The sequence below is a fragment of the Methanoplanus sp. FWC-SCC4 genome (genome assembly GCF_032878975.1).
GTDB classification, from domain to species: Archaea; Halobacteriota; Methanomicrobia; order Methanomicrobiales; family Methanomicrobiaceae; genus Methanochimaera; species Methanochimaera problematica.
Genome location: NZ_CP043875.1, coordinates 1,185,075 through 1,197,954, shown reverse-complemented (window position 1 = coordinate 1,197,954; position 12,880 = coordinate 1,185,075). Strand labels below are relative to the sequence as shown.

Genomic DNA, 12,880 nt, shown 5'->3' with positions numbered 1-12,880 from the left:
TTATATATTGAGTAAATCGTATTATTTTTGTGGCGAAAAGAAAATTGTCACAGGAGAGATAAAAATATGTTATCATATAAAATGGAAAATATAAAAATGCAAGGATGCGTGAAAAAATGATTCTTCATGATATCACCACATATCATGAAAAATTAATCGAGTTAGGTTACATTACAAAATTAGACTCTGAATTGATAAAAAAGTATTGCATCAATGTTGATATGACTAGAGGAGGAATCTCAGACAGAAGAATGAAGAAAATTTCATATCACCTTGTTGGCCTAAGAAAAATGTATGGCTTAAATAAACAGTTTAGTGAGTGCAATTTTGAAGATTTAAAAAATCTTTTCTTCGAAATGAGACATCCAAGTTCAAAGGATTCAAAGAAGCTTAAACAAAATACCATTAATGATTACGTGTCAATAACCAAATCATTTTTCAGGTTTCTTGTAAATCAGGCTCACTCTAAAATTTTAATTGGCGATATTGAATCAATTAAGCCAGATGGCAAAGATTCACATACAAAGTTGCAGGAAAATATTCCTGATCAACCAACAATTAAAAAGATTATAGATTATTCAATCACCGTTCGGGATAAAACAATTTATAATCTAACTTATGAAGCTGGACTCAGACCGAGCGAAGTTTGCAATTTGAGATGGAACCAAATTAATTTTCAAAATAATGGTAAAGCATCGCTAACTGTCAGAGGAAAAACAAACAAAAGCAGACACGTTCCGCTTCGAAGTTCTGTTGAATATCTAAAAATGCACAAGAACACTTATCCACTCAAGCCTGAGGGGAACAATTATGTATTTTTAGATAAAAATCAGAAGAAGTTAGAATATGCAGCATTTAGAGAGCAATTAATTGATGTTCTAAAGCGTGCAGGGATAACAAATAATATTACTCCTCACTGCTTTAGGCACGCCAGAATAACTCACATGATAAATTCTGGTGTATCAGAATATGCAATCAAAATGATAATGTGGGGTAATTTAAAAACAAATGAATTGGCTACTTACTCACATATTGCAAATAAGGATCTTGATTATGCTATTGATAATTTAAACAATCTCAAGACCTCCGATAATGATCATGTAAACAACCATATTCTGGATGCTAAAGAATGTAGTTTCTGTAATCACATTAATCCAGGTAATTATAAAATATGTGCAAATTGTAACAACCCGTTAGAAGCTTATTCTACGGGTCATTTGGAGCAATTCACTAAAGTTATTGAGGATACATCTGAATTCAAACTTGTCAAAGATATAATTCAGAAAATAGCCGCATCTCAGGCAAATAATTTGGTATAGAAGGAGAATAAGGCGTTTTACAAAATTTGTAAACCCTCTCCAAAATTTTAACAAAATTTTGATAAGGAGAGTGAATACTTTGCAAAAAAATTTGAAAGTAGATTATTTAATTACAAAAGAAATATTCGATAAATTAGACTTATTTCAAAAATTAGTCGCGTTAGTGCTTGAAGAAAATAAGAAACTAATTTTAGTGAACGAGAATGGCTACAGAATAAGAATTAGTAAACTTCTTCAGGAGGTGACCCTATGAAGGACGAGGAATTTAATGAATATGTAGATGAAGTCTTAAAAGATGAAACAACTCCTCTAAGAACAAAAATAAGGCATCGGGAATATCAAAAATTTAAACACAGATTAGAAGAATTAGACCAGAATTGCAAAGATACTGATCTTAAATTTGATTATTATGCCCTGCCTTTAGTAAAAAATGGTAAAATACCATCATCAGGAAAAAATGGATAGAAGAAAGAGAATCTCTCCATCAGGATCATGATGACATTATCCTTGATATCATTAACAATCATGGAAATTTTGGAATTGTAGGTACACATCAGATGTCTGTTGAAAGTGAAGATGAAAATTATGTCTCACTTACATTTTTAGACATAGATTTGGATAAAAATGGTGAACCAAAATTACCTTCTGATAAATTATTTGAACTACTGAGGTATATGGATACCTTCACTGTACAAACTCGTTCTGGAGGATACCATCTTTACTTTGCCACAAAAAGTTCTTTCATAAAATCATTTAAAGAGAAATACAGAATAAGAAGTAAAACACGAAATCCACATCCATATTATAAAGGTAAAGATTTCGGCGAATTGAGATTGGCTTCACAATATATTGTTGGAGCAGGGTCATATGTACCTCCAAAATCATTGAATGAAAAATCGGTTAATAATCCAGAAGCAGATGGAATTTACAAGGTTTTTATCAACAAACCAATAAAATTCATTGATGAAAATGACTTTCCTGATTGGATAAATTTTGGAGAGAAAAATAGATCATCAAATAGTAGAAGAAGATGCTCAGAAAATAGTAATTATGAGTTTTCTGACATCCAACTAAACTATGATCTAATTCAGGATTTAACCAATCAAGATCCAGATCTTCTTAAAAATCAATATGGAATCACATTAGCTGAGATCAGGAAACAAAATAGGCGACTTGATCTTGCCCTAACATGTGTTGAGGATTATGAGATTTACAAACTGGATGAAAACAAAAACTATGATCGTAGTGCATCTGATTGGTATGTGTGTAAACAATTAAAGAAATATAAATTTTCACCAGAACAGGCATATGCCATATTTGTAAATTTCAGACCATATGAAAAAACAGAGAATGAAAATTATCTTGAATTTACTATAATCAAAGCTTATAGCGAGTATGATGAATTTGATTATTCACCATCAAAAAAATTTTATGATGAACTACCATTCGAAGTCAAAGAATGTGAGTTTTTTCCAGATACGTTACCAGATAAAAAATGTGTAATTTTAAACGGGTTGCCAAGAACTGGTAAATCACATTATTCACTTATTCAGCTTGGCAAACATGAATCAGGAATTTATGTAGCTCCAAATTATGCAATTTTGGAGAAACAATTCAAAAAATTCTGCGAGTTGTACCCAGACAAAAAGGCTGTAATATTGTACGGAAAGAACAGGGCCTGTAGTTGTACTGAGAAAAAGAATTGCAGTTCATGTTCTCTAAGACCCGCTTATAATTTTGATCAAAAGAAGAAATTAATTGAAAATGATCCATACCTGAAGGATGAGGTTATCACATTTAGTGAATTGGAAAATAAAGCTAAAAATTACTGCTCTAAACATAAAAAAATTGATTTAGAGAGTCTAAATTTAGATTTGTGTAAATATTACTTCCTTCATACATGTGAGGATTTCGTGGATTACGTATTCACAATTCCATTTTATACTGTAGCTGATGAGGAGAAATGGCCCCATCTATGCTTCAAGGAGAGAGAGATCATGGTTATCGATGAAGATACATCGATTAGACACTTTATGGCAAAAGAGTTCTTGATCGCCTCATTGCAAAAATCTAATAATGTTATAAAAATCGAAAATAATCTTTCAGATCTGGTAATTTCCCTTAAAGAAATAAAAGAACAACATATTCTCAAAAAGAAGAATTTTAAAAATGAAAAGATTATCTTAAATTCAATCATCGATTACTTGGTCTCTCTCTCTAATCAGATTGATGATTATAGCGTTTCAACGGGAAATAACTCCACGATTGATTTTGATACGTTCTATCAGAATTTATTAGAAATTAATCCAAGTGTTGAAGGAAAAGAGAAACTCGTTTCAGAGATTGAGGACGATTTAAAGCGAAGTGCTCTAAAATTAATCGAAAGTCTCTGTTCTGAGAAATCTGAACATAATCAAAGGGGTGATATTATCAATATTTTTATTGCGGTACTTTATCCTTTATCGTTAAATCCTTTAGCTAATCTTAAAACAAGGAATAAAAACGAGTTGTATTTAATTCCAGAGCAATACGGATTTTGTAGATTACCTGAATGTGCGAAAAAATTTCTATTGATTGGATATACTGAGGCAGAAATTTTTTCTGAAAATCTTGTAAGCAGCCCTGATGATATTCTGGAGCTAAAAACAGAGAGATTTGATTATTCAGAGAATTTTGTTTTAATTGTCGCTTGTGGTAAAAATAAAAGAGAACAAAAAAGACTGCTTGATAATTTCATTCAGAAATTACTTAGGTACAATGAATCTGAGAAATTTACATGCCCCTTTATGGTTCTTACATCAAGCATAAAGCATCAGGAGACATTTGCATCGCGTTTAAAAAATAACATCAAACTAGTTAATGTTCATCAAGAAAATCCATTTGATTTATTCTTGAATTTCTGTATTGGAAAGCACATTGTCTTTTATCAGAATTCAATAATCAGCAGAGGTTTGGATATCCCTTGGATAGACATCATGTTTGTGGATAGTTGCCACTACTCATTGCCTTATTATAGAGCTAAAATTGAGGGCTTAGAAAGGAGTCTTTCAGGCATCAAAACAAAATTTCATGAAAATTCTAAAAGATTAAAGGAAATTTCAGAGAATTGCGATTCTAATGACGAAGAAATAAATTTGTTAATGGAAGAGAGAGATTTGTTATTAGAGACAGAGATAAATTACAGAGATATTTTATCTAAGTCCAAATTGAATCTCGAAAAACTGATAATGGATGAATCTACGAACTCTATGCTCAGATTTTCACCAGTCAAAGAGTATTGCGAAAAAAATTGTAAATTTTTGTTCCTGAAACAAGACGATTTAGACTATTTAAAAGACGAGGCCCTTTCAAAATTCCAAAGTTTTGATCTTACAAACGAAAATATGAAGGAAATTGTAAAATTAGTTCACAATTATTCAATCAAGATTGACGTTGAAACTGCAACAAAAAGAGCAATTGGTGATAATCTTAAGAAGCTGATTTCAAACTTCTCTGAAGAAGAAATTAAAGAAGCATTAAACAACGAGGCTGTAGATTTAGGCAAATCTTATGTCGATTTGCAGGATGATTTGAATTATTTATCGATTGTTGGAAATTCAAAGATCTATACTGGAATTAAAACCATCCTTAGTCATCCTAACTTTTTCACATCTATTAAAGATGAAAATTGTTCAAAGGGTTGCAGTCAGGAAAGTTTAATCTCTTGGATTAAAGAAAGGAAGAAAGATGTGATCTGGTCAGATTCCGTTATTAAGAACTGTCTTGATATCCTAGTCGATGAAGACGAATTTTTATCAAAATATGATGATTATGACCCTTCAGAGAATAAAATAGATACAACGACATTTTATTACATCGATTATGAGCACATATCTGATATTGGAAAATTCATGAATTCAAATTATTTGGGATTTTATGAAAAATTTATAGAGAAAATCGATAGTAGTTAAGATAATGAAAATAGATCAAAATCCATAACAATCATTTTTTATTTCTACTATTTATTTTTTTAAAAGAAGCAACTCTTAAATTCAGTTTTACGTCCTAAATTTATCCAAATGTTAAAAGCAGGGCTAATTTAAAGGATCTGCATTGCTTTTTTATTAATATAATATTATAATTATATATTGCGCTTAAATTATGTTTGGATTCAAAAAACGAACATATTCCTTGAGACATCCACCAATCCCCGCCTGCATCTTTGAGATTTATGACAACAATCACTTAAAAAAACATTTTCTATTTAAAGGACTCTAAGATCCTGAACATAATACAGACAATTCATTAAGCTGTTCTTTTAGTGAAGAGTTTTCTTCTTCCAAATATTCTCGCCTTGCCTTAAGAATAAAAAATGCTTCTTTATATTCATCAAATCGTTTTAATTCATTTTTTAGTTCCTTATTTTCCTGAACCAGAACTTGATTTTCTTCAGAGAATTTACACGCTAATTCCTTTAATTCTGTGGCAATCTGTTCAAGCTCTGCATAATAGGTTTTCTTTGCCTTTTCTTCTTCCTTGATTCTTAATACAATTGGACACTTGGCCTGATGAGCTGCCAAGGCCCGTTTACTTTTGAACCAACTCCCACACTCACATTGAATCAATGTAATCCCTCCACAACGCATCAGGATTAGCCTTATTATCGTAACGCAGCGTATGACCGTCTGGAATAGCTTGTAGATATTTTCCCTTAATACCAGCCTTTATTTTGGCTTCCTGATATGCAGGACAGAACCGTAAATGTGCTCTTAAAGCCTGCCGTGACTTGAACCACTTTTCTTTACAATACATGCAGCGAATCATCGTAAACCTCGAAAATTAATTTATCAAATAGTTATATAATTCTACAAATATATTTATAATCAATATTATATATAATTACCCCAACTATAATTTCAGAAGAATTCAAATCATATCCAAAATGAAACGAAATCTTTCAAATGCTCATTCAATAATCAGAAATACTGAAGGATTTTGAAGAGAGGTATGCAAAATTTTAGTTTTTTTATTTCAATTGTGAGACCTTAGATACCCCTTCTAGGGGCCTTTCATTTTACTATTAACCGCATAAGAGATTGTGATGGTATGGTAGATAGATCTGAATAGTATAGAATCGCTGCTATTCTATGCTTTTATGCGGTTATTCAAAATCTAAACCCTCATCAAATTTTGATAAATTACGTTTTTGATTTTTGTTTATCATAAATAAATTCTTCAAGCTGTATTTTGTATTGAATAAGATATTCGTTTACTTTTTTTAAATCTGCAACAAGCTCTTTATATTCAGGATATTCTTTTTGGATATCTTGGGGATATTTACCAGAACTATTTTCAATTTGTTCTTCATACCATTTTCTAAACTTTGCTTGATATTTTGTCAAATGGGGCCTTAATCCAACATTCAATATATCAGAAGCCATTTTTACAACTTCTTCTGTATCCTTTTGTAAATACAAAGTTTCTCCAGAAAAACCCTTTATTTCAGTCCTAATTGTCAAAAAAAGAGTATACCATGAATTATATATCTCTACAATTACATCTAAATCCTCTTCAAATGGAAGAGCAGCTTTTCTTGTTATTAATTCAACATAAATCCTATGGGCAATTTCTAAATTTTGATAATTCCTTTTAATTTCATAATTACAACTTAAACTCCCAAATTTAAGTGTAAGATTTTTTAATTCAAAATTTTTTTGGGAACGGCTGTTCCTTTTAGCTAAAATCAAAGATAGTAAAATGATGATAATAATTAATAATATGACAATAACTAAAAGCCAATCAATTAACAAATGGATTTGAAAATCAATAGATTGGTTAGATGTAGAGACATTTACTATTTGCATTATTATTACCGATTAATCAAACCAACGATCACCAGATCTATTTTGTCCAAATGAAGGTCTAACATTATTTGGATTTGCTTTAAATCTACGATTATAAGCATCATGAATCCATTCTTTTAAAATTTGAGGATTGTCGTTCCAAGGATATATTTTTGCATAATCACACTCTAAATTATCGTTTAGACGTGGAGGTATAGTATACGGATTATATTTGTTTTCTTTGTATGACGGATAAGATGGAAGAATTATACCTAAAAGACCTGAACGAGAATTTTTTTCAGTATGACGTATACTTGAACCTATTTCCCAATCAACATGTTTTCTTTTCCAAGTTTCAGTACCAATTAGTACAATTGTAACAGTTGAATCACTTAGATAATCATCCCTTATTTTTTGCCTTATTGTTTCAGTTTTTAAGTTTTCATCAATATCTCCTAATTGTACAGACTTTAATATAGATATTTCAGAATCTCGCAATATTTCTTCAAATTTATTTCTGTATGCTTGATCATTTGCATGATGATAGCTCACAAAAACTTTATGAACCGATGATACCATATGAGAGTTATTAATTTTTTTAAATTGAAAAGGTTTTGGATTTAAATATAATCTTCAAATAAAAAATAGTCAAGATAAATTCATCCATTTATTAATTTTTTGGCTTCAATTAAATCTATTTTTGCCCTGCCACCATGTTTCTCTATTAAGTGTAATAGATTGTTTCCATTGAGAAGTGTAATTGGTTTATCCTTAGCAAAACTGTAGGCATCGGGACCATAATCCGCTGTTGTAACTAAAATTCCCTTTATAGCCCCTTCATTATGAACTGTTCCAAATAAATCTCTTACAGCAGATACACCTACCGTGTTTGTGTATCGTTTAGCTTGGATAACAATTTTCCCTCCTCTAATCGGATCTGGATCAAAGGCAATAGCATCGACACCCCCATCTCTACTTGCTTGAGTTACTTTTACTTCTCCTCCATTAACAGCAAATTCTTTTTCAAACAATTCACCAATTAAGTATTCAAATTCCTCCCAGTTCATAGCTGCAATATTTGTAGAATCATCAATATTTTCAGAAACATTATATGAATCAATAAATCTTTTATCAGATCTGTCAATGTTAAGGATTGGTGGAATCGGAGTAAGTGAATGTAATTTAGAGCTACAAACTCCTTTCAAACTCTTAAAACAATCTTTTGAATCAACATTTTCTAGGTTATATTCAAGAAATTCTGGTTTTGTTGTTTGTATCGATGCAATGCAGGCATTTTTCTTTTTTCCAGTTGATCTATCAATTGAATTCACCCAACCATTAAAGACAATCGATTGAAGAAGATCATTTTGATCAGTAGAATATAGTTCATATAAACTTCTTAAAATTAGATTATAGATACAGTAATCATATAGTCTATTTAATTCTGATTTGGATAAATTCTTTTCAGAAAAAGTATCTTGTGTTTTTATGTATTTAACCTCAGAAAGTTGTGGAATATCGTCAATAAATGGTAAACTATAATCCACAATTAATGTTCCATTCTCAGAATTATATTCTAAATCAAAAGATTTTTCAATAAAATCTGGATATTGTGATTGAATTAATATCTGCGTACAATAAAAACACATACCTTCTGAGTCTTTCTGAAGATATTTTTCTTTTAATTCATCAATAAGATCATTAGATTTATTCTGGGCTTTTTTGAATGATTCTTTTTCTTTTTCCCATTTTTCCAGTTCCTTAGAATACTTCTCTAAATTTTTTTGGTTCAGATCTTTTAATTCAAGTTCTAATTTAGATTTTTTAGCTTTGAATTCTTCCAAATTATTTTTATTTTTGAGAATTATTGAATCTCTGTCATTTATCCATTTATTGTAATCTTCTTCATATAATTTCTCTAAAGATTGTATCTTTTCTGTCTTTTTATTTTTAGAAAATAAAGTAGACAAAGAATTTCTATATGAATATTTATTTGAATTCTTGTCAGGTCCTGGAGGTATAGGTACTTCTTCAAAAGTGCCTATTCTGTCTGAAAAATAATCTATTGTTAAAATTTCAGGTTTTTTGGGAGATACTTTTTCAAATTTTTGATTCTTTTTTAAATCATTCCAATTAACGATAAGTTTTTGAGAAAGACCTACTTTTAATATATTTTCAGTATCTTCGATCATTTGTTGATAGATTCTTGTTTTTTCTTCGGCAAGTTGAATGTTCTTGCTGATTTGTTTTTCTTTTTCTTCTTTTAATTCATTTTTTCTAATTTTTTCTAATTTTTTATTGTACATTTCCTCCCATTGGATTATCTGGACATCAGTTTTCTTCTTTACTTCATCAGAGTTTTTACTACGAATAATTTTTAATTTATTAAGACCATTATGTTGAAGTTCTGCGACAAAGTATTGATTATCTCTTTTTATGGAGATATCAATTAGATTAAATGAATATTTTCCTGGCCATCGATAATTAATTTCCAAATGTCCTTTATTTGTCATATTATTCCTATAAAAAAATAAGTTTATATAAAAATATAGTTTTGTATGTTTTTAAAAATTTAATGAGATTTAAATTAATGTTGACCCTTTATACAATAAGTTTTGATTAAATCCTTATTCTCCAAGTTATTTTTAGTTAGAAGTTCATTTATTAATTTTTCATCAACTAATTGCGGATCATCAATAGATTTATAAAATTTAGTGATATTTTGTTTTAATATGTTTAATCTCGAATTGGTCATTATAAAAAAATCGCCTGAAATAAATGCCTGGTCTCCAAGTTTATATGCAGGATGGAAGAATAAGGGATAACCTGTTAAATCAGGATATGTTTCTTTACCCCATTCAATACTACTAAGCATTTGATTAGACTCATCTTTTGAAATAAATTCTCTCTCCCCTTTCACCTCATTTTTGCATTCAATAATCATACATTCATTATTTGAAGTTATCCAAAAATTATCAGGGCCTTTATTTGTCTTATCTTCAGGGGAGTCTGAAATATATCCTAAAAGTTCACCAATATTTAAAATACCTCTTTGAAAATCTTTATAATAACTATCAAAATTTACCTCATCAAGAGTAGAATTTATATCAATAATTAGCGAATTTTTTGATTGAAACTTCCCAATATAATTTTTAATTCTTTGAATACGGTTATACTCTAAAGGATTAATTTTTGTATATTCTATTTCACCAAGAGGCTTTAAAAGAAGGTTATTTTTTCTATATGCAACGTGTTGTATTTTATTTGACTCATTCGGATTAATTTCATAGATATAGCATGCCTTTAGCTGAAGATAAAATGCTTTTTCGTAATCATTTTCTATTGAATTAATAAGTTCATCAATTTTTTTAATAGCATTTGATATTTCTCCACATTGATATGCTTCTTCAGCACCTTTTTCCAGTATTACTCTATTTATAATTTTATCAGAAGTATAACCACTAGATCGAATCACTGACGACATTTGACCTCTATAATAATCTTTCCAATCTTCATCTCTAGATAAAAACTGCTCAAAAAGATCCTCTAATTCTAGAAAAACATTGGATTCATTAAAATTTTTACAGACATTTTCACCAATCTCAATTTGTCTAATAGTTTCAAAAGAGAAATTTTTTCTTTTTGAATGAATACTTAAAAATCTAGATATTTTATTATCAATAACTAAAACGATTGAATAATCGCTTTTTCCTCGAATCGAACGACCAAAACCTTGTTCTATTCTTTGAGCCAATTTTCGTTCGCTTATTTTAGAGTTCGGAAAGAGAATTTCATAATATCTATCATCTAAAAAACTGTAATCAGGAAGAGAATCTATGCATAAAATTCTACACTTATTATCAGGAAAATCAATTCCATCGTATTGGTTTACTAAAACTAGTATTTTATCTGATTTTTTCTGTTCTATAGCCGTATCAAAATTTGACTTTTCGATATCCAAATTTGAATAGTCAGTAATTATACAATCATTCCAATCCTCTGCTAACTTTTTAGAAGGTACAATTGAGACTATTCCAAATTCCCCTTTTTTAGAATTAAAAGATTTCAACCAAGAGATTAAATCATCTCGATTTATACTTGGATCAATAATTGAAGGAATAACAATCAATCTTTCTCCATAATGATCATTTTCTTTATAATAAGTCAAAGGGTGTTTAATCGCATCTTTATCAATATCCAAATTTTTTATAAGAAAAGCATCTTCTGTCAATGTAGCGGATAAAAAGTATCTATGTTCACAATTTGTAAAGGATGGAAATTTATCTATAGGAATTTTTCGAGGTATAATTTGTATTTCTTTTCCTGTAACATAGCAATCACAATATTTCAAATGGTCTTTTAATAAATTCCATTGAAATTTAAGATTTTTTACAGAGTCTGATTCTTTTAATATTTCAAAAATATCATCCAATTTATCAATATAATCTCTATATGGAACAATTAAAAGAGATTCGTGGAATCCAATAATTATATCATCATATTTTCCAATAGATTGGCTTTTTAATGAATTAGAAAATAAGCGCAATATATTATTGTAAATCTCAGTATTTTTAGATTTTAAAATTTTTAGAGTAAAAGAGTCTTTAATAATATCAAGACATTTATGCGCATCATCCATGATTAAAGACCCAATTTTTTCAATATCTCTTGAACCACTTATACCAAATTTTGAAAACCCATTAAATAACTTATTACAATTTGCTACATAGATTGCTTGGGAATTTATAAATTCAGTAGGTATATCTTCTCTTCTTTCAGTAGAAACAACTTTTATACCAAATTCTTCTGCTTGTTTTATTGTTTGTTTAACTAAAATGTCATTCGGGCAGATGTATAATGCAGGCCCTTTACCTGCGTGTAAAGAGGATTGAAGTAATAATAAAGCAATTAATGTTTTCCCGTCACCTGTTGGTAATTTAATAATAGTATCTTTGTTATCTTGATATTCAGTAAACCATTTATTTAAAATATCTTCCTGAATAGGTCTAAGGTATTCTTTTCCTACATTTTTATCAAGATTTTCAAAAATAACGATAGGATCTGTATTTTTTGATTTCAATTCTTTTTCTTTTAATCTTTTAAAATCAACCATAAATCATATATTCAAATACAAAAGAGAATAAATTATCTTTTGACAAGTAATATTTTCCAATTACGATTCGATTAACTACAATTAATCGAATTTGGTCAAATCGGAACTTAACGTTAATTTTAACGTTAATTCTCTTTTTTGCGAAAATTAACGATTGAGAAAAAATATTGGAAAAAATAAGTATCTAAGCAGTGAACATTTGATCAAATTACGAAAGCTAGATAATAGAGGAATTATTCCTCTTCTTTATCTAAATTATTCTCAGTAATGATTTCATCTATATGATCATCTATGGTCTCTTCTTCAATTTGATCTGCACTAAAACCTGTTTTTTCAATGGATTCTTTTATCGTTTCATCCTCAGATTCTTCTTGTTTCCTATATTTTTCACACACGCAATCAAAACAAAAATCCTTTAATTCAGGATCGCAATTTGCAATAAAATCAACAGCAAGCTCAGGATTTGCAAAAATGAAATCCTTCATTTGTTGAGAAAATTGGTTGTTAACATTACACTTTGTAGAATTAAGAACTTCTAAAAGTTCACCGCATTTTATTGTCATAAATATATATTAGTTCTAATATTATATATATTTTTTTATTAAACTATAAATACTTACTTTTTA

General features: G+C 29.1%; 9 protein-coding genes. 3 read left to right on the top strand and 6 right to left on the bottom strand.

Annotated elements, in window-relative coordinates; all coding sequences use genetic code 11:
* Nucleotides 1-116 precede the first annotated feature (116 nt).
* The 3 genes from F1737_RS06085 (at nt 117) to F1737_RS06075 (ending at nt 5,269) form a co-directional block, all read left to right on the top strand.
* A complete protein-coding gene (locus tag F1737_RS06085; protein ID WP_317135715.1) occupies nt 117-1,319 on the top strand; it encodes a tyrosine-type recombinase/integrase in 1,203 nt (400 codons plus the stop codon).
* Nucleotides 1,320-1,568: 249 nt separating this feature from the next.
* A complete protein-coding gene (locus F1737_RS06080; RefSeq protein ID WP_317135714.1) occupies nt 1,569-1,784 on the top strand; it encodes a hypothetical protein in 216 nt (71 codons plus the stop codon).
* Between the two features lie 92 nt (nt 1,785-1,876).
* Entirely contained in the window at nt 1,877-5,269 is a 3,393-nt protein-coding gene (locus F1737_RS06075; protein WP_317135713.1) for a bifunctional DNA primase/polymerase, read from the top strand.
* A 303-nt stretch (nt 5,270-5,572) separates the two neighbouring features.
* On the opposite strand, the gene F1737_RS06070 is transcribed toward F1737_RS06075, so the two are convergent.
* From F1737_RS06070 to F1737_RS06045, 6 genes are all read right to left on the bottom strand, one after another.
* Complete coding sequence (locus F1737_RS06070; protein WP_317135712.1) at nt 5,573-5,878, bottom strand: hypothetical protein; 306 nt, start codon at nt 5,876-5,878, stop codon at nt 5,573-5,575.
* Between the two features lie 618 nt (nt 5,879-6,496).
* The gene (locus F1737_RS06065) at nt 6,497-7,162 is read right to left on the bottom strand and encodes a hypothetical protein (protein WP_317135711.1); all 666 of its coding nucleotides are present in this window, start codon (nt 7,160-7,162) and stop codon (nt 6,497-6,499) included.
* A gap of 12 nt (nt 7,163-7,174) precedes the next feature.
* Nucleotides 7,175-7,693: a TIR domain-containing protein gene (locus F1737_RS06060; RefSeq protein ID WP_317135710.1), complete on the bottom strand. Its 519-nt coding sequence runs from the start codon at nt 7,691-7,693 to the stop codon at nt 7,175-7,177.
* Nucleotides 7,694-7,800: 107 nt separating this feature from the next.
* Nucleotides 7,801-9,654, bottom strand: a complete 1,854-nt coding sequence (locus F1737_RS06055) for a restriction endonuclease (protein ID WP_317135709.1) — start codon at nt 9,652-9,654, stop codon at nt 7,801-7,803.
* Between the two features lie 74 nt (nt 9,655-9,728).
* Complete coding sequence (locus F1737_RS06050) at nt 9,729-12,254, bottom strand: DEAD/DEAH box helicase (RefSeq protein WP_317135708.1); 2,526 nt, start codon at nt 12,252-12,254, stop codon at nt 9,729-9,731.
* A gap of 233 nt (nt 12,255-12,487) precedes the next feature.
* Entirely contained in the window at nt 12,488-12,817 is a 330-nt protein-coding gene (locus F1737_RS06045) for a hypothetical protein (RefSeq protein WP_317135707.1), read from the bottom strand.
* Nucleotides 12,818-12,880: the final 63 nt, after the last annotated feature.

Coding starts and splice junctions, on each gene's coding strand:
- F1737_RS06085 (WP_317135715.1), top strand. CDS start 117: ATGATTCTTCATGATATCACCACATATCATGAAAAATTAATCGAGTTA.
- F1737_RS06080 (WP_317135714.1), top strand. CDS start 1,569: ATGAAGGACGAGGAATTTAATGAATATGTAGATGAAGTCTTAAAAGAT.
- F1737_RS06075 (WP_317135713.1), top strand. CDS start 1,877: ATGTCTGTTGAAAGTGAAGATGAAAATTATGTCTCACTTACATTTTTA.
- F1737_RS06065 (WP_317135711.1), bottom strand. CDS start 7,162: ATGCAAATAGTAAATGTCTCTACATCTAACCAATCTATTGATTTTCAA.
- F1737_RS06055 (WP_317135709.1), bottom strand. CDS start 9,654: ATGACAAATAAAGGACATTTGGAAATTAATTATCGATGGCCAGGAAAA.
- F1737_RS06050 (WP_317135708.1), bottom strand. CDS start 12,254: ATGGTTGATTTTAAAAGATTAAAAGAAAAAGAATTGAAATCAAAAAAT.
- F1737_RS06045 (WP_317135707.1), bottom strand. CDS start 12,817: ATGACAATAAAATGCGGTGAACTTTTAGAAGTTCTTAATTCTACAAAG.